The 22,997-nt window shown below is 67.3% G+C and carries 24 protein-coding genes; 8 read left to right on the top strand and 16 right to left on the bottom strand.

Translation table 11 applies throughout. The features are described 5' to 3' along the window. Positions 1-161 precede the first annotated feature (161 nt). Positions 162-776 (bottom strand): YqgE/AlgH family protein, encoded by a 615-nt coding sequence (locus V7082_RS16320; protein WP_334150310.1) that lies wholly within the window; start codon positions 774-776, stop codon positions 162-164. Between the two features lie 159 nt (positions 777-935). Between V7082_RS16320 and V7082_RS16315 the strand changes: the two genes are divergently transcribed. The 3 genes from V7082_RS16315 to V7082_RS16305 all read left to right on the top strand — a co-directional run bounded on the left by V7082_RS16315 (position 936) and on the right by V7082_RS16305 (position 3,035). Next, entirely contained in the window at positions 936-1,811 is an 876-nt protein-coding gene (locus V7082_RS16315) for a protein-disulfide reductase DsbD domain-containing protein (RefSeq protein WP_334150309.1), read from the top strand. A gap of 41 nt (positions 1,812-1,852) precedes the next feature. Next, a complete protein-coding gene (locus tag V7082_RS16310) occupies positions 1,853-2,335 on the top strand; it encodes a peroxiredoxin (protein ID WP_334150308.1) in 483 nt (160 codons plus the stop codon). A 178-nt stretch (positions 2,336-2,513) separates the two neighbouring features. Beyond that, entirely contained in the window at positions 2,514-3,035 is a 522-nt protein-coding gene (locus V7082_RS16305) for a hypothetical protein (RefSeq protein WP_334150307.1), read from the top strand. A 130-nt stretch (positions 3,036-3,165) separates the two neighbouring features. Here the strand turns inward: V7082_RS16305 and rnhA are convergent, their stop codons facing one another. From rnhA to ispH, 3 genes are all read right to left on the bottom strand, one after another. After that, a complete protein-coding gene (gene rnhA, locus V7082_RS16300; protein ID WP_334150306.1) occupies positions 3,166-3,639 on the bottom strand; it encodes a ribonuclease HI in 474 nt (157 codons plus the stop codon). Beyond that, positions 3,636-4,607: a homoserine kinase gene (locus V7082_RS16295; protein ID WP_334150305.1), complete on the bottom strand. Its 972-nt coding sequence runs from the start codon at positions 4,605-4,607 to the stop codon at positions 3,636-3,638. The genes rnhA and V7082_RS16295 overlap by 4 nt, the downstream gene beginning before the upstream one ends. Positions 4,608-4,682: 75 nt before the next feature. Continuing rightward, positions 4,683-5,669 carry a 4-hydroxy-3-methylbut-2-enyl diphosphate reductase gene (gene ispH, locus V7082_RS16290; RefSeq protein ID WP_334150304.1) on the bottom strand — a complete coding sequence of 329 codons (987 nt, stop codon included), beginning with the start codon at positions 5,667-5,669 and terminating at the stop codon, positions 4,683-4,685. 219 nt (positions 5,670-5,888) lie between these two features. On the opposite strand from ispH, the gene V7082_RS16285 reads away from it, so the two are divergent. Both V7082_RS16285 and V7082_RS16280 read left to right on the top strand, forming a co-directional pair. After that, complete coding sequence (locus V7082_RS16285; protein WP_334150303.1) at positions 5,889-6,542, top strand: hypothetical protein; 654 nt, start codon at positions 5,889-5,891, stop codon at positions 6,540-6,542. 153 nt (positions 6,543-6,695) lie between these two features. Next, positions 6,696-7,259, top strand: coding sequence for a LysE family translocator (locus V7082_RS16280; protein ID WP_334150302.1), 564 nt, complete (start codon positions 6,696-6,698; stop codon positions 7,257-7,259). Positions 7,260-7,339: 80 nt separating this feature from the next. On the opposite strand, the gene atpF is transcribed toward V7082_RS16280, so the two are convergent. The 9 genes from atpF to V7082_RS16235 form a co-directional block, all read right to left on the bottom strand. Beyond that, the gene (gene atpF / locus V7082_RS16275; RefSeq protein WP_334150301.1) at positions 7,340-7,831 is read right to left on the bottom strand and encodes a F0F1 ATP synthase subunit B; all 492 of its coding nucleotides are present in this window, start codon (positions 7,829-7,831) and stop codon (positions 7,340-7,342) included. A gap of 7 nt (positions 7,832-7,838) precedes the next feature. Beyond that, positions 7,839-8,414 (bottom strand): F0F1 ATP synthase subunit B, encoded by a 576-nt coding sequence (locus V7082_RS16270; RefSeq protein WP_334150311.1) that lies wholly within the window; start codon positions 8,412-8,414, stop codon positions 7,839-7,841. Between the two features lie 60 nt (positions 8,415-8,474). Further along, positions 8,475-8,699, bottom strand: coding sequence for a F0F1 ATP synthase subunit C (locus V7082_RS16265; RefSeq protein WP_334150300.1), 225 nt, complete (start codon positions 8,697-8,699; stop codon positions 8,475-8,477). A 61-nt stretch (positions 8,700-8,760) separates the two neighbouring features. Beyond that, positions 8,761-9,504 (bottom strand): F0F1 ATP synthase subunit A, encoded by a 744-nt coding sequence (locus V7082_RS16260; RefSeq protein WP_334150299.1) that lies wholly within the window; start codon positions 9,502-9,504, stop codon positions 8,761-8,763. 44 nt (positions 9,505-9,548) lie between these two features. After that, positions 9,549-9,959 carry an AtpZ/AtpI family protein gene (locus tag V7082_RS16255; protein WP_334150298.1) on the bottom strand — a complete coding sequence of 137 codons (411 nt, stop codon included), beginning with the start codon at positions 9,957-9,959 and terminating at the stop codon, positions 9,549-9,551. A gap of 224 nt (positions 9,960-10,183) precedes the next feature. Next, positions 10,184-13,642, bottom strand: a complete 3,459-nt coding sequence (smc, locus tag V7082_RS16250; protein ID WP_334150297.1) for a chromosome segregation protein SMC — start codon at positions 13,640-13,642, stop codon at positions 10,184-10,186. Between the two features lie 152 nt (positions 13,643-13,794). Beyond that, positions 13,795-14,598 (bottom strand): DsbA family protein, encoded by an 804-nt coding sequence (locus V7082_RS16245; protein ID WP_334150296.1) that lies wholly within the window; start codon positions 14,596-14,598, stop codon positions 13,795-13,797. A gap of 45 nt (positions 14,599-14,643) precedes the next feature. Continuing rightward, positions 14,644-15,324 (bottom strand): DsbA family protein, encoded by a 681-nt coding sequence (locus V7082_RS16240; protein ID WP_334150295.1) that lies wholly within the window; start codon positions 15,322-15,324, stop codon positions 14,644-14,646. Between the two features lie 168 nt (positions 15,325-15,492). Then, positions 15,493-16,092: a DUF721 domain-containing protein gene (locus tag V7082_RS16235; protein WP_334150294.1), complete on the bottom strand. Its 600-nt coding sequence runs from the start codon at positions 16,090-16,092 to the stop codon at positions 15,493-15,495. A 140-nt stretch (positions 16,093-16,232) separates the two neighbouring features. Between V7082_RS16235 and mutY the strand changes: the two genes are divergently transcribed. The 3 genes from mutY (at position 16,233) to V7082_RS16220 (ending at position 18,824) form a co-directional block, all read left to right on the top strand. Continuing rightward, a complete protein-coding gene (mutY, locus tag V7082_RS16230; protein ID WP_334150293.1) occupies positions 16,233-17,351 on the top strand; it encodes an A/G-specific adenine glycosylase in 1,119 nt (372 codons plus the stop codon). 196 nt (positions 17,352-17,547) lie between these two features. Further along, positions 17,548-18,147 (top strand): rhodanese-like domain-containing protein, encoded by a 600-nt coding sequence (locus tag V7082_RS16225; RefSeq protein WP_334150292.1) that lies wholly within the window; start codon positions 17,548-17,550, stop codon positions 18,145-18,147. 62 nt (positions 18,148-18,209) lie between these two features. Continuing rightward, positions 18,210-18,824 (top strand): Tll0287-like domain-containing protein, encoded by a 615-nt coding sequence (locus tag V7082_RS16220; RefSeq protein WP_334150291.1) that lies wholly within the window; start codon positions 18,210-18,212, stop codon positions 18,822-18,824. A gap of 161 nt (positions 18,825-18,985) precedes the next feature. Here V7082_RS16220 and V7082_RS16215 read toward each other — a convergent pair whose 3' ends face one another. From V7082_RS16215 to V7082_RS16205, 3 genes are all read right to left on the bottom strand, one after another. Then, a complete protein-coding gene (locus V7082_RS16215; RefSeq protein WP_334150290.1) occupies positions 18,986-20,158 on the bottom strand; it encodes a site-specific DNA-methyltransferase in 1,173 nt (390 codons plus the stop codon). Between the two features lie 265 nt (positions 20,159-20,423). Further along, a complete protein-coding gene (ybaL, locus tag V7082_RS16210; protein WP_334150288.1) occupies positions 20,424-22,172 on the bottom strand; it encodes a YbaL family putative K(+) efflux transporter in 1,749 nt (582 codons plus the stop codon). A 140-nt stretch (positions 22,173-22,312) separates the two neighbouring features. Further along, positions 22,313-22,997: ribonuclease HII (locus V7082_RS16205; protein ID WP_334150287.1), on the bottom strand; the 685-nt coding region annotated here is incomplete at its 5' end.

Below are 22,997 nucleotides of genomic sequence, written 5' to 3'. Positions count from 1 at the left end.
AGACACGCCAATTGCTCGCATGACCATGTTTCCACCTAAGTCGGAACGACTCTAGGCAGCGGGCAGGGAGTGGGGGAGGCAGTAGGCAGTAGGCAGTAGGCAGTAGGCAGTAGGCAGTAGGCAGTAGGCAGTAGGGAAGGCGTGGTGGGGAGGGGGCTGCGTCAGGCGTGGCCGGCGTCGCTGACGAGATGCGAGGGGTCGACGCCGATCTTGGCGAGGGCGCGGGTGTATTTGCCCTCAATGTCCGCGTCGAACAGAAGGTTGAGATCCGGCGGACAATGCAGCCAGCCGTTGGCCTGGATCTCGTTTTCGAGCTGGCCTGCCGACCAGCCGGCGTACCCGAGCGCCAGCATGGCGTGCACCGGGCCTTCGCCCTCGACGATAGCCTTCAGGATCTCGATCGATGCGGTGAGGCTCACGTCGCGGTCGATGGGAAGGGTCGACTCGCTCGAATGATAATCCGAGGAATGGAGCACGAAGCCGCGTCCCGTCTCTACCGGGCCGCCGACGTGCACCTGCCGCTCCAGGATGTCGTTCGAGATCCCGTCCTCGGCGCCGCGCGGAATGATCCCCAGGCGCTCGAGCAGATCGGGAAAGCTGATGTGGTTGGCGCGGTGATTGATGATGAGCCCCATCGCTCCATCGTCGGAGTGGGCGCAAATATAGATCACCGAGCGCGCAAAGCGCCGGTCGGTCATCAGCGGCATGGCAACGAGCAGCTGCCCCTTGAGGGAACTGTCGCCACGTTTTTTCCGCTTTGTCCTCGGCGTGCTCATGGCCCGACACTAGCCCCCGCGACCGCCGCCTGTGAAGCCGTGAATATCCGGAGGCCGGCGCCGATTGCGAGGCTCAAATAACGCCGTGTCCCGATCTCGAAATGCATGCGCGATGTGCTAAATGCTTAGGCAACCCAATGCCGGAGGGCTCATGCTTCCATGAAGGCTCAAGACAAACACGCCCTCAATCGTATTCTCACCATCATATTTGCGCTCGCCGCGGCGGCTTCAAGCACCGCTGGAGAGGTTGCGGCGGCCGCCTCACCCTGGGTCGAGGCTCCCAAGGCGAAGGCCCGGCTTCTCGCGGGTGGGGATCGGGCCCAGGGTCAGGGTGCGGTCGCCTTCGTCGAGATCGCGCTCGAGCCCGGCTGGAAGACCTACTGGCGCACGCCGGGCGATGCCGGTGGCCTTCCGCCGAGTTTCGACTGGTCAAAGTCGGCCAATCTGGCCGAGGCCAAGGTCGCGTTTCCCGCCCCGCGGCGGTTCACCGACAGATCCGGCAATACCATCGGCTACAAGGACGGCGTCGTGCTGCCGGTGTTTCTGACGCCGCAGGATCCCGATGCGCCGATTTCGCTCGTGGCCGCCATCCATTACGGCATCTGCAAGGACGTCTGCATCCCGGTCGAGGCCGAGTTGACGCTCGATGTGCCGGCGGCCGGGCATGCGGCGCCTGCGGCCGAGGCCGAAGCCGCTCGGGCCCTGGACCGCGTTCCGCGGGCGCAGGACGCGCTGAAGCCGGGCGACCCGATCTTGGTCCGTGCGGAGGCGCATTTGGACGGGACGGCACCCAAGATCACGATCGAGGCCCGCTTCGCGGACGGGGGCGCCGGTGCGGACGCGTTTCTCGAAGCGCCGGACGGGGTGTTCGTGCCGCTCCCCGAACGGGTCGCAGACCTCGACGGAGCGGGTACGGCGGTGTTCGAGGCTCCGCTCGGCGCGGACGTGGACATCGCCGGCCTCAGGGGAAAGCCGCTGACCGTGACGCTGGTCAGTGAAACCGGGGCCTCGTTCGCGACGTTCATTGCCGAATGAGCCGGAGGCGGCAACACGATCAAACCACACGGAGGCACGAGATGAGCATCAAAGTCGGCGACAGGCTGCCCGAGGCGACGTTCACGATCATGGGCGAGGCCGGCCCCAAGAAGGTCACCTCGGGCGAGCTTTTCAAGGGCCAGAAGGTCGTGCTCTTCGCCGTGCCGGGGGCTTTCACGCCGACCTGCAGCGAGTTGCACCTGCCGGGGTTCATCGAGGTCGCGGACGAGATCAAGGCCAAGGGCGTGACGACGATCGCATGCACGGCCGTCAACGACGTGTTCGTTCTCGACGCCTGGTCCAAGGCGCGCGGCGCCCATGACATCACCATGCTCGCCGACGGCAACGGCGACTTCGCCAGGGCGCTGGGGCTCGACGTCGATCTCTCTCCGTTCGGGCTCGGCACGCGCTCGCAGCGCTATGCAATGGTGGTCGACGATGGGATTATCAGATACTTAGCTGTGGAAAACAGTCCTCCAGAGCATATCAACGCAACAGCCGAAAAGGTTGTCTCTTTCTTCTAAGTCTATCCGAATTTCTTTACTTCATAAATACTTTGATTGAGTGTGGCGCATCCTGGTCTTTCCAGGGTGGACATATTGCCGCGCTTGCCTTTCGTTTCCTTGTTTAGGCCCTCTGCTTGTGCGACTGGCCGCTCCGTTCAGTAAGCAGTTCGTAAGCATGAAGTAGGGGATCCGTGAAATGAGGAAGTACGTTTTCGCCGTTGCGGCGACGCTGCTGGTGTCTGCCGGCACGACGTCTGCCGATGCTCGTCCCGTTCGCGATGAAAGTTGGAATCCGTTCGTTCAGCAGTCGGCCGTGGCGCGGAATACGCGCGCCGAGCGTTCGCAGGCCAGGCACCCGCGCGCTGCCTCGCGCCAGCGCGGCCAGCATATGCGCTATGCGCAGCGCCATCAGGAGGCCCGCCGCTACGCGTCGGCCGGCTCCCGCGGCGGCGTGGGTCCGCGTCCGCGCGCTTGGTGCGGCTGGTGGATGCGCACGCAACGCGGCGGGGGCGCACACCTGAACGTGGCCTGGAACTGGAGCAAGTGGGGCCGCCCGAGCGGTCCGCAGGTCGGCGCAGTCGTCGTCTGGCGCCACCATGTGGGCGAGATCGTCGGCCGGGCGCCAAACGGCCAGTGGCTGGTCCGCTCCGGCAATGACGGCGGTGCCGTCCGCACGCGTGCCCGGTCGGTCTCCGGCGCCGTGTTCCGCGTGGGCTGAGGCCTCCGGACCAACGACCATCCTACCCAGGACCGCCCGCCGGTTTCCGGCTGGGCGGGCCCACTTCCCGGCGCGGGACGCTCACCGTCTTGGGGGCGGGCGCTTACCGCGCCTTTGGGAACCGGGGCGCTTATCGTGCCTTGACCTTGAACGCGGCCATGCCCTCGCGGGCCAGCTCGTCGGCGCGCTCGTTCTCGGGATGGCCGGCGTGTCCCTTCACCCAGTGCCAGGTCACGCGATGAGCGGCCATGGCCTGCTCGAGGCGCTGCCAGAGCTCCATGTTCTTCACGGGCTTCTTGTCCGCGGTGCGCCAGCCGTTGCGCTTCCAGCCGTGGATCCAGCTCGAGATGCCGTTGCGGACATAGGCGCTGTCCGTATAGAGATCCGCCTCCACGCCGGTCTTCAGCGCTTCGAGCGCCGAGATGGCGGCCATCAGCTCCATCCGGTTGTTGGTCGTGTCGGCCTCGCCGCCCCTGATCTCCTTCCGGTGGCCGTTCCAGATCAGGATGGCGCCCCAGCCGCCCGGGCCCGGATTTCCTGAGCAGGCGCCGTCGGTATAGATCTCGACCGATTTCGCAGGCTCTTTCGCCCCGCGCTCGCTCATGTGACAGCCTCCAGCCCGTATTCGGCCGGCGTCCTGACCGCCTGATGGAACCGCAGTCGGCGCAAGTAGGCGGTGGGATCGTGCGGCTTTACCAGGGCGTTGCGGTCCGTGTGCAGCCAATCGTAGGCCCGCGTGAGGAGGAATCGCAGGGCGGCGCCGCGCGTCAGCACGGGGAACGCCTGAACCTCCGCCTCGCTCAGCGGGCGCAGGCTGCGATAGGCGGAGAGCAGCGCGCGTCCCTTGGCGAAGTTGAAGGCGCAGTCCGGCTCGAAGCACCAGGCGTTGAGGCAGATGGCGAGATCGTAGGCCCAGGCGTCGTTGCAGGCGAAATAGAAGTCGATGATGCCGGAGAGCGTCTCGCCGATGAAGAAGGCGTTGTCGGGAAAGAGATCGGCATGGATGACGCCGGACGGCAGGCTTTCCGGCCAGGCGCGGTCGAGGTGGGCCAGCTCGTCGGCGATCAGCGCATCGAGACCGGGGGCGATCTCGCCGGCGCGCGCGGAGAACTTGTCGAACAGGGCGTGCCAGCCCTCGGGGCCGAGCGCGTTTCTGCGCGTCAGCGGAAAGCTCGCGCCGGCCAGATGCAGCTCGGCGAGCGCCCGGCCGACCGCGGCGCAGTGAGCCGGGCGCGGGCGGCGTGGCGAGACGCCCTCGAGGAAGGTCATGACCGCCGCGGTGCGCCCGGCGATTTTCGTCAGCACCTCGCCCGCGCGGTTGCGGACCGGGAGCGGACACGAGATGCCCTGGCGGTTCAGGTGCTCGATCAGCCCGAGGAAGAACGGCAGATCCGCCGTGTCGACGCGCCGCTCGTACAGCGTCAGGATGAATGTGCCCGTGCCTGTCTGCACCAGGAAGTTGGTGTTCTCGACGCCTTCGGCGATGCCCTTGCAGGAGAGCAGCTCGCCGAGGCCGTAGTCGGCCACGAGCGAAGCCAGCTCGTCGTCCGTCACTTCCGTGTAAACGGCCATGGTGCTCTGGTTCTCGACTGGATGCGACTGGCGGGGCGCTGGGGATTGCGGACGGTGGGGATGGGGTACGTGGCTCTAGGCGGCCGGCTCGCGTAGCTCGCGCGGGACGTTGAAGGCGATCCGCTCGTTGGCGGTCGTAACCTGCTCGATCGAGATTTCAAAGCGCTCCTTCAGCGCGGCGAGAACCTCATCGACCAGAGTCTCGGGTGCGGATGCGCCCGCCGTCACCCCCACCGCGGCGATGCCGTCGAGCGCGTCCCAGGGGATGTCGTCCGCGCGCTGAATGAGGACGGCCTTCCGGCAGCCGGCGCGCTCGGCCACCTCGACCAGGCGCAGCGAGTTCGACGAGTTGGGCGCGCCGACGACGATCACCAGGCCGACCTTCGCGGCAATGGCCTTGACGGCCGCCTGGCGGTTGGTCGTCGCGTAACAGATGTCCTCCCGGTGCGGGCCGACGATGGCCGGGAAGCGCCGCTTCAGTACGGCGACGATCTCGGCGGTGTCGTCCACGGAGAGCGTGGTCTGGGTCACGTAGGCGAGGCGTGAGGGGTCCTCCGCCTCGAAGGCTTCTGCATCGGCCGCGGTCTGGATCAAGGTCACCGCGCCCGGCGGGAGTTGGCCGGTGGTGCCCTCCACCTCCGGGTGGCCGGCATGACCGATGAGTACGATCCGGCGGCCCTCGGCATGGTGGCGGCTCGCCTCCATGTGCACCTTGAAGACCAGCGGGCAGGTGGCGTCGATGGCGAACAGGTTGCGGGATTTTGCGGCGAGAGGCACGGACTTCGGGACGCCGTGTGCCGAAAAGATCACAGGCTGGTCCGTCTCGGGGATCTCGTCCAGCTCCTCCACAAAAACGGCACCTTTGACCTTCAGAGACTCGACCACGTATCGGTTATGCACGATCTCGTGGCGGACGTAGACGGGGGCGCCGAACTTGGCCAAGGCCAGCTCGACGATCTGGATGGCCCGGTCGACGCCCGCGCAGAAGCCCCGCGGGGCCGCCAGGAGAACGTTCAGGGCCGGTCGCCCTTTGGGATCATGCTCGGCGCGGGACATCGGCATCGGACCTAATGGGCATCGGAGCTTACGGGCATCGAAGCTAAGTCCTCGTGCGGTGCGGCGCTTACGATGTGCGTCATTTGAGGTGAGCGCTTTTTGCGTCGCGGCAGGGGTGCTAGTGCTTGAATCGGTTGCGCCCTGCCAGCATAGCGGCGCGGCGCGCTCGGGGATACTCTCGCGACGGCCGGGCAGGGGAACGGGGATTATGCGGATCGGAGCGGAATGGCGCAATCCGTCATAGTAAGGTTGGGTGCGGCGGTCTGCGTCACCACGGCCCTCATGAGTGTGCTCGCCCTCGGCGGGTGCGGCATGAGCTCCATCACGTCGGGGCTCGGCACGAGCATCCTCGGCGGCTCCTCGGACGCGGAGCCGACAGGCGTCAGCGAGCAGGATCTGATGGAGGCCGCCAAAGCCGGCGGCGACGGCGCGCTGGCCATGGCGGGGGGTGATTCCCAGCCCGGATGCCCGCGCTTCGTGCCCTGGCCACGCGACAGCTACGTTACCATCTACGAGCCGGGCCGGGTTGGCGACGGGCTCGCCATCATGCATCGCGGCGAGATCACCAAGACCGCGCGCGAGTGCCACATGAACGGCTCGCAGGTGACGGTGAAATACGGGTTCTCGGGACGCATCCTGCTCGGCCCGCGTGGGCATTCGGGACCGATCTCGCTGCCGATCAACGTGTTCGTCGCCGATGCCAAGCGCGAGCGGGTCGCCGAGGACAGGCTCCGGGTGGATGCGTCGGTCGCGGTGGAAAATCCGATCGGCTATTTCTCGGCCGTGCGCACGATCACGTTCAACGTGCCCGAAGGCGCGCGCGCCGGCGAGTTCGAGGTCTTCGTCGGCTTCGACCGCACCACGCCGAACGCGGGGTGAGGGGCGCCTCTCTCGCGACCGGCCCGGCCTCATCCGCTCCCCTATACGCTATGCTGTCTCGTGCCTATGGTATGGGCGGTCTGAGCTCGCGCGATTGCCGGCCTCACTGATCCGGATCAAGGCGGGTGCCGGGAGGGGAAGAGATTACGAGGCATGCAGGACCCGTTTCTCTTCACGCTCGCCGTGCTCGCGATCCTGGGGACGCCGGGGCCCACGAATACGCTGCTCGCGACATCGGGGGCGCTCGTCGGCGTGCGACGCTCGCTGCCGCTGATCCTCGCCGAGCTCGGTGGCTATCTGGTTGCGATCGGCCTCCTGCACGGGGTGCTCGGCGGCGTTCTGGCCGCGTCCCCCGCCATCGAGACGGCTCTGCGCCTCTTGATCGGATGCTATCTTCTGTTCGCGGCGTTCGAGCTTTGGACGCGGCGGGGCGCGCTTGAGGGCCCTGCTTGCGGCGTCCGTTGGGAGCGGGTTTTCGTCACGACCCTGCTCAATCCGAAAGCCCTGGTGTTTGCGTTCGGCGTCCTTCCGCTGTCGCGGCCGGATACCGGCCTCTATGTGCTCGCTTTCGCGGCGCTGGTGGCCGTAGCCGCGTCGGCCTGGATCGCGGTGGGGGCGCTTCTCGGCCGGACGGTTTCGGCGCCGGGCTCGCGTCTCGTTCCGCGCGTTTCGGCCGTCGTGCTCGCCTGCTTTGCGGGCGTGATCGCGGCCGGGTAGACGCCTTTCAGAGTGTCGGACAAAAAAGCCGGGCGCTGGCGCCCGGCTTCGATGTCTGAGATGCGTCGCCAAAGGGTGCGTCAGTTCAGCTTGCCCTTGAGATCGCGGATCGCGGAATCGACCAGCGCGGAGCCGGCCTCACCCGAGAGCTTGGTTTTCAGAAGGCCCTCGGAGGCCTTGACGGCGAGATTGACGGCGGCAGCGCGTACGTCGGCGAGCGCCTGCGCCTCGGCGCGGGCGATCTTCTCCTCGGCGGCCTTGGTGCGCCGCTCGACCTGCTCGGCCATCGCCTTGCGCGTCTCGGCGGCAAGGCTCTCGGCCTCGCGCTTGGCGGCTTCGACGATGGACTTCGCATCATCCTCCGCCTCGCGCGTCTTGCGCTGGTAGTCGGCGAGAAGCTGCTGGGCTTCCTCGCGCAGACGGCGCGCTTCATCGAGTTCGTTGCGGATGGTGGCCGCGCGCTGATCGAGCGCTTTGCCGATCAGGCCAGGCACGCCCTTCCAGACGAGAATCGCCATGAAAAGGAGGAACGCGATCAGGACCCAGAATTCTGCGGCGGCGGGGTTCAGCATGACGGCCTCACTTGTTGCCGCCGGCTGCGGCGAGTGCACGTTCGATCTCGTCCTTCGTCGCCTTGACGCTGGACAGCGCCCCGACGATCGCCGTTACGGTGTCGCCGGCGATGTCCTTGACGCTGGCGAGAGCCTCGGACTTCTTGTCGGCGATGCTGGTCTCGGCCTCCGCAAGCTTGCCCGCGAGGTGGTCCTCGACCGACTTGCGCTCCTTCTCGACCTCGGCGTTGAGCTCTTCGCGCGTTTTGCGCGCGATGGACGAGGCGTTGGCGCGTGCGTCCGCGAGCGCCTTCTCGTAAGAAGCCAGCGCCTTTTCGGTCTCGCCCTTGAGACGCTCGGCGGACGCGAGGTCGCGCTTGATGCGATCCTTGCGCTCCTCGAGCACTTCGCCGATGCGCGGCAGCACCAGGCGAGCCAAGAGGACGTAGAGGACGACGAACGTGAACACCAGCCAGATGAGCTGGGGTGCGACGTTGTTCGGGTCGAGCGGAGGGAACACCTTCGCGTGCCCGGCGTCGTGCGGGACCTCGGTTCCGGCCGTCACGGGTTCAGCCATGGTCTCTTCCGTTGCAGGATTGCCGATTCAATGGTGGCCGAGAGGAGGAGCATGAAGCCCGCCCTCTCGCCCACATCGCAGCGGATATCAGGTGAAGAGCAGGAGGAAGGCGATCAGCAGCGCGAAGATGCCGAGCGCTTCCGTCACGGCGAAGCCGAAGATCAGGCGGCCGAACTGGCCGTCGGCAGCCGACGGATTGCGCAGCGCGCCCTGCAGGAACTGGCCGAACAGGTTGCCGACGCCGATCGCAGCAGCGCCGGTGCCGATGGCAGCCAGGCCAGCGCCGATGAGCTTTGCGGAAGCGGGATCCATGAAACGTCTCCTCTTAGGTAGGTTTTGCGGAATTGCGGAAGATCTGCGGCTGAACCCTTGGCTAGTGTCCCGGGTGCAGCGCGTCGTTCAGGTACATGATGGTGAGCATCGTGAAGACGTAAGCCTGCAGGAATGCCACCAGGAACTCGAGCGCGGTGAGTGCCACCGCCCCCAACAGCGGCAGCGGCGCGATGGCGCCGTAGGCGCCTGCGCCGAGCAGCATGATGATGAAGCCGGCGAACACCTTGAGCGTGATGTGGCCGGCCAGCATGTTGGCGAACAGACGAACCGAATGGCTCACCGGCCGCGAGAGGAACGAGATGATCTCGATCGCGGTGACGAGCGGAAGAATGTAGATCGGCACTCCGGACGGCACGAACAGCTTGAGGAAGTGCAGGCCGTTCTTGGCGAATCCGATGATCAGCACGGTAACGAACACCAGCACCGCGAGCGCCGCCGTGACGACGATGTGGCTGGTGACGGTGAAGGCGCCCGGGATCAGACCCAGCATGTTCAGAGTGAAGATGAACATGAAGATGGTGAAGATCAGCGGGAAGAACTTCATGCCCTGCTCGCCCATGCCTTCGCGCGTCATGCCGGCGACGAACTCGTACGACGTCTCAGCCAGCGATTGCGTGCGCGATGGCACCAGGGCGCGGCCGCGCATGGCATAGAGCAGGAAGCCCACGATCAGGGCGACCGCAATCACCATGAACAGCGCGGAATTGGTGAACGAAGCGTCATACCCGAAAAGCTCCATCGGGATGAGCCGCTTGATCTCGAATTGATGGATTGGATCGGGCATTCCGCCCGAGGCGCCTTCGCTGGCCACGTCCGTCCCCTGGTCCCTCAGTCGTCCTCGTCGTCCGGCACCGCGTGGCCGATGTCGCCGCGCGTTGCCTCCTTAATCTCAGCCTGGAGCCGTGTGAAGCCCCGAACTACGTTGAGCACGCCGGCGGCGAAGCCCAACAGGAAGAAGGCCAGGAACAGCCACGGCAACGTGCCGAGCATCTGGTCCAGGAAGTAGCCGATGAGGCCGCCAACCAGCACAGCCCCGACCAGCTCGGACGCCATGCGGAGCCCGTACGCCATTCCACGCGCTCGGACCGCACGGTCCTTCGCCGGCTCGCTCTCTGCCTGATGCGACCGCGCCTCTTCAAGCTGCTTGCCGAGGTCCCCGACCCGCCGCTCGAAATTCGCTCTGTCGGCGGGTGAGATCTCGCCACGACCAACACCTTCGCCCTTCCGTTCGTCCGGCATGGCAAATCCTCGGGGCGCTGGCCTCAATCGGCGCGCACAATAGAGTGGTCATCCCTGGAGTCAAGCAACGGCCACAATTTTGCGCGGAGCGAGGGGGTACGGCGAAACCGCGCAGGCCGGACGATCCCGGGATCCCTAAGTAGAGCGGCCAACAGGCCCTTCCTCGCTGCAATTTTTCCTTCGGGGGTGTCGCGGACCCTCGCCTGGTGGTGCCCGGCGCGTGCTCAGCCCGCCTCGCGGAAGGACTTGGCGGTCTCGAGGTCCACCGAGACGAGCTGCGAGACGCCTTTTTCCGTCATCGTGACCCCGAACAGCCGGTTCATGCGCATCATGGTCATCGGGTGGTGGGTGATGACCAGGAAGCGGGTGGCAGTCTCCTCGGCCATCTTCTCCATCAGCGTGCAGAAGCGGTCGACGTTGGCGTCGTCGAGCGGCGCGTCGACCTCGTCCAGGACGCAGATGGGCGACGGATTGGTCAGGAACACGGCGAAGATCAGCGAAAGCGCGGTCAGCGTCTGCTCGCCGCCCGAGAGCAGCGACAGGGTGGCGGGCTTCTTGCCCGGCGGCTTGGCGATGATCTCGAGGCCCGATTCGAGCGGGTCCTCGCCCTGGACCATCTCCAGGCGCGCCTCCCCGCCGCCGAAGAGGGTCGTGAACAGGCGCCGGAAATGGCCGTTGACGCTGTCGAACGCCTCGTCGAGGCGTTTCTTGCCTTCGCGGTTCAACTGTCCGATGGCGCTCCGGAGCTTGGCGACGGCCTGCTCCACGTCCTCCTTCTCGGTCTCCATGCCGCTCATCTGCTCGAGGAGCGCGTTGAGCTCGTCGTCGGCCTGCAGGTTGACGCCGCCGAGGCGCTCGCGGTCGGCCTTGAGGCGCTGGAGGATACGGTCGGCGTCGGCGAGGGCGGGAAGCGCGTCGGACGGAGAAACGCCGGCCAGCGTGAGGCACTCCTCAGGGTTGACGCTCAGGGCCTCGCGGATGCGGCGCGCCTCGTCCTGGCGGCGCGTGCGGGCGCCTTCGAGCCGCGTCTCGATGCGTACGCGGGCTTCGCGCTGGGAGGCGAGAGCGCCCTGGGCCTCGCGTAGCGCCTGGGCGGCCGCGCGCAGGGCGGTCTCGGCGCGGGCCAGATCGTCGGCGGCCGCGTTGCGGGCGGCCTCGGCGTCGGAGAGGGCGCCGAGCAGGCTCTGGCGGCGCTCGTCCAAGGCCGGGATCACCTCCTCGAGGGCGGCGACGTCGCTTCTGGTTTTCTCAAGGCGCTCTTCCAGCGCGGCGATGTGCTGAGCCGCGCTCTCGCTGCGGGTGGCCCAGCGGGTGCGCTCGGAGGCGATGGTCTCTACGCGGCGCCGGCGCGCCTCGCGCTCGCGGGCGTGGGTGGCGACGCGGGCCTGGGCGACGGCCAGGGCCGTGCGCTTCTCCTGTGCGGCCCTCTGCACCTCGGGGAGGCGCGCGGCCGGATCGTCCGCGGCTTCGAGGTTGGCGAGCTCGTCCTGGACGTGATCGAGGCTCGCTTCGGCCTCGCGCAGGTCGCTGCCGGCTCGCTCGCGCGCTTCGGCCACCGAGGCGAGCTTCGTCTCGGTCTCGCGGGCCTGTCGCTCGATGGCGGCGAGGGCGTCGCGGGTCGCGACATGATGGGCCTGCGTGTCGCGCCAGAGCGCGCGCAGGCGCTTCTCTTCGGCGGCCGCGGCGGCGTGTGCGGCGGCGGCGTCCTGGTCGAGGGCGGTGAGGCGCTGGACCTCGGCGCGCTGCGCCTTCTCGCGCTCGAACATGGCGGAGAGGCGGTTGCGCTCTGCGAGCCGCTGGGCCGCTGGCGTCATGCCGCCGGCGACGGCGATGAAGCCGTCCCACCGCCAGAGGTCGCCCTCGCGGCTGACGAGCCGCTGCCCCTGCTTGAGGTGCGGCTGCAGGCGGGCGCCCAGTTCGCGGGAGACCACGCCGATCTGGCGCAGACGGCGCATCAGCTCCGCCGGCGCGCCGACGTGGAGGCTCATGGGCTCGGCGTCGGCGGGCAGGGCTGCGTCCTCGGGGCTCACCTCGATCGTGCGCCAGCGCACGGGGGCGTCCTCGTGGGTCGGGGCGTCGAGGTCGTCGCCGAGGGCGGCGACGAGGGCCGCCTCGTAGCCCGGCGCGACGCGGAGTTGCTCGACGACGGGCGGCATGCCTTCCTCGTAGGTCGGCATCACGAGCTTCGACAGCGTCTCGCGCTCGGTGACGAGGGTCGAGAGCGCCATGCGGGCCTGCTGCGCCTCCTCGCGCCGCGCGCGTGCCGTCTCCGCGAGGTCGCCGAGCTTGTCCTCGGCGTCAAGGGTCGCGGCCTCGATGGCGGCGATCTCGCGGGCGAGGCGCTGGCCCTCGCCGGTGATGGCGGCGAGCTTCAGCGAGTCCGGAGCGGCGGCGGCAGCAGCTTCCGCATCGCGCTGAAGGGCCTCGAGCTTGCCGTTGATCCTGGCGATCGACGTGCGGCGCTCGGCCTCGGCGGCCTCGAGCGATTTGCGGCGCGCGCGATGCTCGGCTGCGCGCTCGGTGACGACGGCAAGCTCCTTCTCGGCGGCCTCGAGCGTTGCGGCGGCCTCCTCCTCGGCGGCGTGGATATGATCCTCGGCCGCCTCCGCCTCGGCCTCCGCGGCCTCGAGCGTCTGGGCCTCGACGTCGAAGCCGGCGAGGATCTCGCGGGCCTCCGAGATCTGATGGGCCTCGCGGGAAAGGTCCTTGTCGAGCTCGGCCGCGAGCTTCACGAGCTCCTGGCGGCGCTCCTGGCAGCGCTCCGCCTCTTTGGCGAGACCGTCGGTCTCGATACGGATGCGCGCGAGCGCGGCGCCGCGCTCGGCCTCCTTCTCGCGGAGCGGCTGGATGGTCTCCGCCAGCTCGGCCTCGGCGCGCAGAGCCTTCGCCTCGTCCTCGGTCGCCCGGCCGAGGAGCGCCAAGGTCTCCTGGAAATTGCGCTCCTCGGTCTCGACGAGGGCCTGGGCGTCGATCCACGAGAGGTGTGCGAGCAGGGCCTCGCCGCGGCGGATCTCCTCGGAGAGATCCTTATAGCGACGGGCCTGGCGGGCCTGCCGCTTCAGGCTTTCGATCTGGCTGCCGAGCTGGCCCATGATGTCGGCCAAGCGGGCGAGGTTCTGCTCGGCGCCTTTGAGACGCAACTCGGCCTCGTGGCGGCGGCTGTGGAGGCCGGCGACGCCCGCGGCGTCCTCGAGCACGCGGCGGCGATGCTCGGGCTTGGCGTTGACGATCTCGGAGATCTGGCCTTGCCGGACGAGGGCCGGCGAGCGGGCGCCGGTGGCGGCGTCCTCGAACAGGATCTTCACGTCGCGGGCGCGCGCCTCGCGGCCGTTGATGCGGTAGGCGGAGCCCGCGTCGCGCTCGATGCGGCGAGTGATCTCGATCAGGTCGCTGTCGTTCCACTCGGCGGGGGCCTGGCGCGCGGCGTTGTCGAGGAAGATCGTCACCTCGGCGACGTTGCGCGCGGGGCGGTTCGTGGTGCCGGCGAAAATCACGTCGTCCATGGCGGCGGCGCGCATGGACTTGTGCGAGCTTTCGCCCATGACCCAGCGGATGCCCTCGAGCAGGTTCGACTTGCCGCAGCCGTTCGGACCGACGACGCCGGTGAGGCCGGCTTCGATCACGAGATCGGTCGGCTCGACGAACGATTTGAAACCCAGAAGCCTGAGGCGGCTGATCTTCATGACGTGGCTCTACCCGTACTGAAACCCGACGGCGCGCGCGTGGCGCCCCCTCATCCGCGCAGCGTCTTGGCGAAGCCATGCTCCGCATGGATGCGACCTCTCCCCAGCGGGGAGAGGCTCGAACGCTTCACTGCTCAACTCGAGCTCAGACTTTATTGCGCCGCAGAGGCGGCCCTCGGGGCAGAGAGCAGCGGCTCGACCAGTTCGCGAAGGTCGCTCATGGTGAGCGTCTTCTTCACGAGCTTGCCTTGAACGAAGAAGTTCGGCGTGCCGATGACGCCGAGCGTGCGGCCGCGCTCCTTGACCCACTTCAGGCCGTCGATCATGGCCTGATTCTCAAGGCAAGACTCGAACTGGGCCCGGGTCATCCCCACCTGCGTCGCGACCGCGAAGATGGGATCGAGGCGCACCTCCTGGGACACCCAGGCGGGCTGCTGCTCCATGAATTTCCCATAGAGCGTGAAGTACTTGTCGGGCGGCGCGCAGCGCAACGCGATGGTCGCGTTGCCGGACTGCTTGCCGATAGGGAACTCGCGCATGATGAAGTGCACCTTGCCGGTGTCGATGTAGGTGCGCTTGAACTCGGGGAACGTCTCCCGGTGGAACGCGCGGCAGTGCGGGCAGGTGAGGGACGCGTACTGGACGATGGTGACGGGGGCATCCGGCCGGCCGAGCGTCATCTCGGGCAGCGTGCCGGTCATCATGACGTCGGCGATGGTCGGGTTCTCGATGATCTTGCGGGCGCCCTCCGTCGGGTCCGGAATGGACCCGAAGGCGTTGAAGGGCGTATCGCGCGAGGTGGCGCTTGCCGGGAAGGCCCCGCCGGAGGTTGCGGCATCGGGCGCGGCGGAGCCGGTGCCGGCCGTCGAGAGGGATGTGTTGGAGGAGCAGGCCGACAACAGCATCACGCCGGCCGCAAGCAGGGCGGCCGGGATCCGTCGCGCCGTCGGTCTCAAGACCCCGTCCATTCCACCCCTTGCGTCGTCGGATCGGCCGTCGGATCAGCCCTGCGACAGCAGCGGCTCGATCATCTTGTCGAACTCGGCGATCTCCGGCGGGCCCTGCAGGCGCTTGCCGTTGATGAAGAACGTCGGTGTGGCGCTGACGACGAACGTCTCGGCGGCGCGCGTGTGGGCGGCCGTGAGCTGGTCGAGCAGCTTCTGGTCGGTCAGGCACTTGTCGAAGGTTTCCTGCGTGAAGCCCGCCTGCTTGGCGATCTCGAACAGCTTCGGCGTCGGGTTCTCCTTCACGAAGGCCCACTGCTCCTGGTTGTCGAACAGCACGTCGATCAAGGCCATCGACTTTTCCGTCGAGCCGGCGCAGCGGGCCAGCATGGAGGCGGCGAAGGCGCGCGCATCGAGCGGGAACTCGCGGAAGACGAAGCGGACCTTGCCGGTGTCGATGTACTTCTTCTTGAGCTCGGGGAAGGTCGTGTCGTGGAAGTGCTTGCAGTGGCCGCAGGTCATCGAGGCGTATTCGACGATGGTGACCTTGGCGTCGTCGGCACCGAGGACGAGGTCGGGGAGGTCGTCGCGCTTCATCAGCTCATCGACGGGCACCTCGGCGGGCCCCTGCCTGCGCTGGGCCAGCGCGGGATAGGCCGATGCCGTCAACGCCAGTCCTGTGAGGGCAGCACCGGCCATCAGGGCCTGGCGCCGGTCGAGCCGGCTCATCGCGTTCATTCCTCTCCACTCCATCGTTCTCTATGCCATCGTGCGAGCCAGTGCGGCCGGCCCCGGCACCTTGTGCGTCAGGGGCTGGCTGATAACATGGGCTCGGCGTGCGATTAAGGCAAATCCCGGCTGAACGCCATTTGAACGCGTGCATGCTGAGGAAAAAAGCCAGGAAGATCAGGCGGCGCGTCCGGCGCGATGGCGCGCCCCGCCGTTGAGGACGCCTTGCTCGAGGCGGGCGAGCGCGGCGACGAGAGGGTCGCCGTTGTCGTCTCCCACTCCCTTGTGGGGAGCGGACGGGGATGGAGGTGACCCTGAACGCCGACGTTCCGGGGTCCCTCCCTCCCGGCCTCCCCCACAAGGGGGGAGGAGAAGGGGGGCCTGGACGAGGCGGATTGTTTCGATCGCGCGATAGCCGAAATAGCCGTTGATGCGGTCCATGATCTGGCGGGCGCGGTACTCGATGTCGAGCGCGCGGGCCGGATCGACGCGCAGGATCAGGGTGGCCCCGCGCCGTTCCCCGTCGTCGCCGTCTCCGATCATATCCCCGCCGCGGGGCCATTTGAGCTTGTCGGGGATCGTCGATTGCGCAAGCTCGGCGCCCACGATGCGCGCCCAGTCCGTAATCAGCGTCGCGGTCGAGAAACCGAACTTCTCGAAGGCTTTCCTGGTGAGCGCCGGCACGAAGCTGCCGACCGCCTTGGCCGGCACGAAGCGGGCCGTCGGCGGCGCGGCGAAGCGCGATTGGGAGGGCGCGAGCGCGAGATGCCGGCGCATCGGGTGCGGCAACGTTGGTCTACGCGGCTTTTCTGTGTGCTTTGCGGTCACGTGGCGTCGCTGTCATAGGCAGAGAGGTTGCACGTTCGTAGCATCATGCAAGTGATTCGCGTCGTCTTCGAAGGGAGATCCGATTCGGGATGGGGGACACCGCGAAAACCGTGGCGCGCAGGCAACTGCCCCTTCGCCCGGCCGGGCCGGATACGGTGGCGGCGCTGCTCGACTGGTACGACCGCGAGCGGCGCGACCTGCCGTGGCGGACCCGGCGTGGTCGGCGCCCGGACCCCTATAAGGTCTGGCTCAGCGAGATCATGCTGCAGCAGACGACCGTCAAGGCGGTGATCCCGTTCTACGAGCGGTTTCTCCGCCTCTGGCCGACGGTCGCGGCGCTGGCGGCGGCCGATCTCGACGACGTGCTCGCGGCCTGGGCCGGGCTCGGCTACTACTCGCGGGCCCGCAATCTCCACAAGTGTGCCGTGGCCGTCGTGGCCGGGCATGGCGGGCAGTTTCCGCGGACGGAGAAAGAGCTCTCGGCGTTGCCGGGCATCGGTCCCTATACGGCGGCGGCGATCGCGGCGATCGCGTTCGGCGCGCCGGCGACGCCGGTCGACGGCAATATCGAGCGCGTGGTGTCGCGGCTGTTCGCTTGCCGGCATCCGCTGCCCGGCGCGAAGCGCGAGATCAAGCGGCTTGCGGAGACGCTGACGCCGCAGAGGCGGGCCGGCGATTTCGCGCAGGCCATGATGGATCTCGGCGCGAGCCTCTGCTCGCCGAAGTCCCCTTCATGCCTCATGTGCCCGCTGCAGCAGGACTGCCATGCGCACGCTCTCGGCATCGCCGAACAGCTTCCGGTCAAGCTCGCCAAGCCCGATCGGCCGGTGCGTTACGGCATCGCGTTCCTTGCGCTCAGCGAGGACGGGCGCGTGCTGCTGCGCAAACGCCCGCAAGCGGGCTTGCTCGGCGGCATGCTGGAAGTGCCGTCCACGGAGTGGGGCGACGACTGGCTGCCGGTCGATCAGGCGCTGATCGCGCAGCCGGTGCGCGCGGACTGGTGGAGCGTGCCGGGCGTGGTCAACCACACCTTCACGCACTTCCGGCTCGAGCTGATGGTGATGCGCGCGATCGTCGCTCCGGACGCGAGCCTGACGTTCTGGGCGGCGCCTGAGCGCTGCCGCTGGGTGGCGCGACGCGATCTCGGAAGCGCGGCACTGCCCTCCGTCATGCGCAAGGTCATCGCGCACGCGCTCAAGGAGCAGTGAGGCTCCCTCGCTGCTCCCCGTTTGTGATCAAAGTCACAGGCCGGATTCGCAAAGCGTGCTAGAGCCTCGCCTCTGATAAAATCAGGGGCGAGGCTCTATGTTTTTGGTTTGACGCGTTTTCTTAACGCGAAGTGGTGTCCACTTCGCTTGAAAACGCTTTAGGCTGATCGCTATGCCTCTTGGAAGGAGACACGCGATGATGGCGCACTCGTTCCCGCGTTTCTGGAGCGCCGGTCTGGCGATGATCGTCGTCCTGGCGTCGGTCGCTGCGTCCCGCGCGGCGGACATTCCCAGTTCCCGCAAAACGCAACTGGGCCTCTACATGACCGCCCTCGAAGCCAGCCGTGCTGTCGCGGCCGATCCCAGCAGGGTGCTGTTCCTGGATGTGCGGACGCCGGGAGAACTGATGTTCGTCGGCGCGCCAAGCGAGATCGATGCCAATGTCCCGTTCGTCGATCTGGCGAGCCCTCTCCAGTGGGACGGCCAAAACAATCGCCCTCTGTTCGTGAGGAACGAAGCCTTCGTGTCGACGGTCGAGCGGCGGCTCAAGGAGAAGTCGCTTGGAAAATCCGATCAGGTCATCGTGATGTGTCGTTCCGGCGATCGGTCCGCAAAAGCGGTCGATGTGCTGGCGAGCGCGGGCTTCACCAATGTCTGGACCGTGATCGACGGCTTCGAAGGCGACCCTTCGAAAGACGGGCGGCGTGATGTGAACGGCTGGAGAAACTCGGGGCTGCCGTGGACCTACACGCTCGACAAGAGCAAGCTCGATCTTGCGAGAGACGCCAGGGAGTGAGGCGGGCGGTCCGGCTCGCGTCGAGGCGTGACGCTGTCGCTGGCGTTGAAGAGGTAGATGACATGACTTCCGGAACGGCGTTTGCCGCAAGAGCGGCGTTGTCGGCGACTGTTCTCGCTCTTACCGGTCTTTTCGTTTCTGCCGGACACGCGCACGCGGAGCCCTTGCCGCCCGACAGTGATCTCGTGGTCTCGGCGCGCGCCATTTCGATGGAGCTTGGCGGTACGCTCAAGGCCCGGTTGGAGGCCGCGCTCAAGGAGGGCGGGCCTCAAGCGGCGCTGGGCGTCTGCAAGACCGCCGCTCCGGAGATCGCGGCCCAGGTGTCGGAGCGGTTCGGCGGAACGGTCGGACGCACCGCGCTCAAGGTCCGCAATCCGAAGAACGCTCCGGATGCGTTCGAGACGGACGTTCTCAAGCGGTTCGTCGAAGAGGCGTCCGCCGGCGCGGATGTCACCAAGCTCGAGCATGCGGAGATTTTCGAGGCGGACGGAGTACGGACGTTCCGCTACATGAAAGCCATTCCGATGGCGGCCGCGCCGTGCGCGGTGTGTCACGGACAAGCCGTCGCGCCGGACCTCATGCAGAGTATCCGCGATCTCTATCCTGAAGATCAGGCGACGGGGTTCAGCCCGGGCGATATCCGGGGCGCGTTCACGATTCTGAAGCCGCTTCCCTAGAGCGTTTCCGGCTCAGCTGGAAACAGCGGTTTGGTATGCGGACGCGTGTCTGGACTCCGGCCTGCGCCGAAGTGACGTCGAGTTCAGACTGCGCGTCCCACACCTCTACCGTCATCCCGGTATCATGCATTGACGGGCCTGGCCCGGTTCAGGGCGCGAGCCTATTCCGCGGCGATGAGCGGGGCGGGTGCGTGTTTCGCCAGACCGAGCTCCGCCTTCGCACGCTCGCGTAGCTCGTCGATCGGGTGCAGCCTGCCGCCGCGCTCGTAATGCCAGAAGGTCCACCCGTTGCAGGCTGATTTTCCCTGCACGACCGCACCCAGCCGGTGAATCGAGCCGCGGCTGCCCGGAACGGCGACCGTGCCGTCGGCCTTCACCTCGGCCTTGACTTTGCGGCGCTCGTCGTAGAGCGGGGAGCCGGCGCTGAGCAGGCCGAGCTCCACCAGCGTGCCGAACGGAACGCGCGGCTCGGTGCGCTTCGAGGGCTGCGGCTCGAGCGCGGAGGCCGAGAGCGGCTTCACCCTGGCAATGCGCTCCTCGGCGGCCTTCGCGTAGTCGGGATCGCGCTCGATGCCGATCCAGCGGCGGCCGAGCCTCTGCGCCACGGCTCCCGTGGTGCCGGTGCCGAAGAACGGGTCGAGCACGATGTCGCCGGGGCTCGTGGTCGCGAGCAGGATGCGATGCAGGAGCGCTTCGGGCTTCTGCGTCGGATGGGCCTTGCGGCCGCCGTCGTCCTTGAGCCGCTCCGGGCCTGAGCAGATCGGGAACAGCCAGTCGGAGCGCATCTGCAGATCGTCGTTGGAGGCTTTGAGGCTCTCGTAGTTGAACGTGTAGCGCGACTTCTGATCGCGCGCGGCCCAGATCAGCGTCTCGTGCGCGTTGGTGAAGCGGCGGCCGCGGAAGTTCGGCATCGGGTTCACCTTGCGCCAGACGACGTCGTTCAGGATCCAGAAGCCGATGTCCTGCAGCGCGGCGCCGAGGCGGAAGACGTTGTGATAGGAGCCGATCAGCCACAGCGCGCCGTCCGGCTTCAGGATGCGTCGGCATTCGGCGAGCCAGGCGCGCGTGAAGCAGTCGTACTCCTCGAACGAGGCGAACTTGTCCCAGGCGTCGTCGACGCCGTCGACGCGCGTGTTGTTGGGACGCAGGAGCTCGGTCGCGAGCTGGAGGTTGTAGGGCGGGTCGGCGAAGACGAGGTCTACGCTTCGATCCGGTATTCGACGAAGCTCGTCGAGGCAATCGCCCACCAGGATTCGATTTCCGGCCAGAGACCGATCTCCGGCCACGCGGCTGCTGTTCCGCGCAGCCGGACTCCCACCACGACGCACACCCATTCGACGCTACTCACTGAGAAAAACCAGAGATGCCCAGGATCCATGAAACGAACCCGCTACGCTGACAAGCCGGTCCCACCGTTAACGGAATGTAAACGGCGCGAGTTAATTTTCGGTAAACGCGGCGGGTTGATCGAGCCTCCTTCAAGGCGTCACGAGGAGAAGACTCGCACGGTTTTGCGGCGGACGGAAGACCGAACTCGACTCCGCTATACACGCTTTCGATCGGCGCGGATGCGCAAGGCGAGCGCGTGTGCCGTCCCGGTCAGGTGGGCCCGGTCTCCGATCCATGGGGCTCGGAGACGGCGCTTGCGGCTCTGCCATAGGTGACGAGCATGGCGTCCGCCAGCGTGTCCGACGTGATGACCACGTCGGTGGCTCCGTATTTCGTCAGGTACTCGGCCTCGGGCTCGTTTTGCGCGCGCCCGATGATCGGCATCGTCGGGTTGGTGGAGCGTGCCTGCTCGATCGCCTCACCGGCTTCGAAGTTGCTTGGAATGGCGACGATCATGCTGGCCGCCTTGGCGGGATTGGCCGCGTAGAGGAGCGTCGCTGCGCTTCCGGCGATGCCCTCGATGTTACGGGCGTTGAGGCGCTTGATCTCCTCGTCGCTCTCGTCGATCACGTAGAGCGGCACCGATTGGGCCGCGAGCGCGTCGATGATGCGCTTTCCAACGCGGCCGATGCCGACGACGATGGTGTGGCCTTCGAGCGCCGTGACATGAACGGGCTCGACGTCGTCCTCCTCCATCTTCTCCGCGGCCGCGGCTTCAGTACCGGGCTCGTGGTGCGCATCCTTCTTCTCGAGCCATGGTTTCAGGCGGTCGAGCCCCCAAAAGAACAGGGGGTTGATGACGATCGACAGGAGAGCGCCCGCGAGAATGAGGTTGCGTCCTTCCGCATGCAAGAGGTCGAGGCTCATGCCGAGTGCCGCCAGGATGAACGAGAACTCGCCGATCTGCGCGAGGCTCGCCGAGATGGTGAAGGCGGTTCCGAGCGGATGGCCGAAGGCGCGCACGATGGCGAAGGCGGCGAGCGATTTTCCGACGATGATGATCAGCAGCGTCGCCGCCACGGCGAGCGGCTGGGTCAGCACGATCTGCGGGTCGAACAGCATGCCGACGGAGACGAAGAACAGAACGGCAAACGCATCGCGGAGCGGCAGGCTCTCGTTGGCGGCCTGCTGCGAGAGCTGGGACTCGCTCAGGATCAGGCCGGCGAAGAAGGCGCCGAGCGCGAACGACACGCCGAACAGGTTGGCGGCGATGAAGGCGACGCCGAGGGCGATCGACAGGACGGCGAGCCGGAAAAGCTCGCGCGAGCCGGTGTGGGCCGTGTAGTGCAGGATCCAGGGAATGACGCGGCGGCCGACAACCATCATGATGGCAACGAACGCCGCCACCTTGCCGATGGTGAGGAGGACGGTGGACAGGAGCTGTCCGATGTCGACCGACGGGGCGCCTGCCGTCACTCCGTTGGCGTTGCCGCCGAGCAGAGGGGCGATGGCCGGCAGGAGCACCAGCGTCAGGACCATCACGAGGTCCTCGACGATGAGCCAGCCGACCGCGATCCGGCCGCGTTCGGTGGTGATGAGGCGGCGGTCCTGCAGCGCGCGCAACAGTACGACCGTGCTGGCGCACGACAGGGCGAGGCCGAAGACGAGGCCGACGCCGGCCGTCCAGCCGAGCAGATGAGCCAAGCCCGCCCCGAGGAGCGTGGCGACGGCGATCTGCACGATGGCGCCTGGGATGGCGATGGCGCGGACGGACCACAGCTCCTTGACGGAGAAATGCAGGCCGACGCCGAACATGAGGAGGATGACGCCGATCTCCGCCAGCTCGTTGGCGATCGATTGGTCGGCGACGAAGCCCGGCGTATGCGCCCCGATGGCAATGCCCGCGACGAGGTAACCGACCAACGGCGAGATGCGAAGGCGGTGGGCCAGCGCACCGAATACGAACGCCAGGGCCAGACCTGCCACGATCGTCGCGATGAGCGGCGTATGATGCGGCATCGTGGGGACGGCTTCCTTTCGATCCGGCGGCCAAAGCGAGGCCGTGACGATCTCAGGCGAAGTCCGAAAACGCAAGGCGTTTGCACGCGCCGGCCGTCGTTTTGTCGGGTGTTCGAGTTATCGGGTGTTCGAGGCGGTGCTCAGGAGATGGCGTCGGCCTCGATCAGCTCGAGCGCGAGCTGCACGGGCTTCCACGAGCGGCGATGGTGCACGGAGAGGCCGAGGCGCACGAGGGCCGCCCGATGCTCGGGCGTGCCATAGCCCTTGTGCCGCTCGAAACCGTAGCCGGGCAGATCGCGCGCTAGTGCGATCATCATGCGGTCGCGCGTGACCTTGGCAATAATCGACGCGGCGGCGATCGACAGGCATTTGGCATCGCCCTTGACGATGGTGCGCGTCTCGCACGCAAGCCGCGGGGCGCGGTTGCCGTCGACCAGGGCGAGGCGCGGGCGACACGACAGGCCTTTCACGGCTTCACCCATCGCCCACAGCGTGGCCGCCAGGATGTTGTCGCGCTCGATGCGCTCGACATCGCCGATCCCGACGCCAATGGCGACAGCTGTGGCGGTGATGCGCGCAAACAGGCGCTCGCGCTCCTCCGCATCGAGGGCTTTCGAATCGTCGATGCCTTGTGGGATGCGGTCGGGATCGAGCACGACGGCGGCCGCGACCACCGGACCCGCCCATGGGCCTCGCCCGGCTTCATCGATGCCCACGATAGGGCCGCCCGCAAGCGAAAGCTCCGCGGCCTCCAGCTCGAACGTCGGCACGATTTTCGAATCATCCACCCGCATGCAGCAGCGTTGCGGGCGGCTGCGGAAGTGT

Origin of the sequence: Hyphomicrobium sp. (assembly GCF_036833075.1) — a bacterium.
GTDB lineage: Bacteria > Pseudomonadota > Alphaproteobacteria > Rhizobiales > Hyphomicrobiaceae > Hyphomicrobium_C.
Note: the sequence above shows the minus strand (reverse complement) of the source record. Positions and strands in the feature narration are given on the sequence as shown.

Bases quoted from the DNA above. Each gene is read 5' to 3' on its own strand.
- V7082_RS16265 (WP_334150300.1), bottom strand. From the start codon at position 8,699: ATGGATCCCGCTTCCGCAAAGCTCATCGGCGCTGGCCTGGCTGCCATC.
- V7082_RS16235 (WP_334150294.1), bottom strand. From the start codon at position 16,092: ATGCGCCGGCATCTCGCGCTCGCGCCCTCCCAATCGCGCTTCGCCGCG.
- V7082_RS16315 (WP_334150309.1), top strand. From the start codon at position 936: ATGAAGGCTCAAGACAAACACGCCCTCAATCGTATTCTCACCATCATA.
- V7082_RS16280 (WP_334150302.1), top strand. From the start codon at position 6,696: ATGCAGGACCCGTTTCTCTTCACGCTCGCCGTGCTCGCGATCCTGGGG.
- ispH (WP_334150304.1), bottom strand. From the start codon at position 5,669: ATGCCGATGTCCCGCGCCGAGCATGATCCCAAAGGGCGACCGGCCCTG.
- V7082_RS16225 (WP_334150292.1), top strand. From the start codon at position 17,548: ATGATGGCGCACTCGTTCCCGCGTTTCTGGAGCGCCGGTCTGGCGATG.
- smc (WP_334150297.1), bottom strand. From the start codon at position 13,642: ATGAAGATCAGCCGCCTCAGGCTTCTGGGTTTCAAATCGTTCGTCGAG.
- V7082_RS16305 (WP_334150307.1), top strand. From the start codon at position 2,514: ATGAGGAAGTACGTTTTCGCCGTTGCGGCGACGCTGCTGGTGTCTGCC.
- ybaL (WP_334150288.1), bottom strand. From the start codon at position 22,172: ATGCCGCATCATACGCCGCTCATCGCGACGATCGTGGCAGGTCTGGCC.
- rnhA (WP_334150306.1), bottom strand. From the start codon at position 3,639: ATGAGCGAGCGCGGGGCGAAAGAGCCTGCGAAATCGGTCGAGATCTAT.
- mutY (WP_334150293.1), top strand. From the start codon at position 16,233: ATGGGGGACACCGCGAAAACCGTGGCGCGCAGGCAACTGCCCCTTCGC.
- V7082_RS16320 (WP_334150310.1), bottom strand. From the start codon at position 776: ATGAGCACGCCGAGGACAAAGCGGAAAAAACGTGGCGACAGTTCCCTC.
- V7082_RS16260 (WP_334150299.1), bottom strand. From the start codon at position 9,504: ATGCCCGATCCAATCCATCAATTCGAGATCAAGCGGCTCATCCCGATG.
- V7082_RS16295 (WP_334150305.1), bottom strand. From the start codon at position 4,607: ATGGCCGTTTACACGGAAGTGACGGACGACGAGCTGGCTTCGCTCGTG.
- atpF (WP_334150301.1), bottom strand. From the start codon at position 7,831: ATGCTGAACCCCGCCGCCGCAGAATTCTGGGTCCTGATCGCGTTCCTC.
- V7082_RS16310 (WP_334150308.1), top strand. From the start codon at position 1,853: ATGAGCATCAAAGTCGGCGACAGGCTGCCCGAGGCGACGTTCACGATC.
- V7082_RS16220 (WP_334150291.1), top strand. From the start codon at position 18,210: ATGACTTCCGGAACGGCGTTTGCCGCAAGAGCGGCGTTGTCGGCGACT.
- V7082_RS16285 (WP_334150303.1), top strand. From the start codon at position 5,889: ATGGCGCAATCCGTCATAGTAAGGTTGGGTGCGGCGGTCTGCGTCACC.
- V7082_RS16255 (WP_334150298.1), bottom strand. From the start codon at position 9,959: ATGCCGGACGAACGGAAGGGCGAAGGTGTTGGTCGTGGCGAGATCTCA.
- V7082_RS16215 (WP_334150290.1), bottom strand. From the start codon at position 20,158: ATGGGTGTGCGTCGTGGTGGGAGTCCGGCTGCGCGGAACAGCAGCCGC.
- V7082_RS16240 (WP_334150295.1), bottom strand. From the start codon at position 15,324: ATGAACGCGATGAGCCGGCTCGACCGGCGCCAGGCCCTGATGGCCGGT.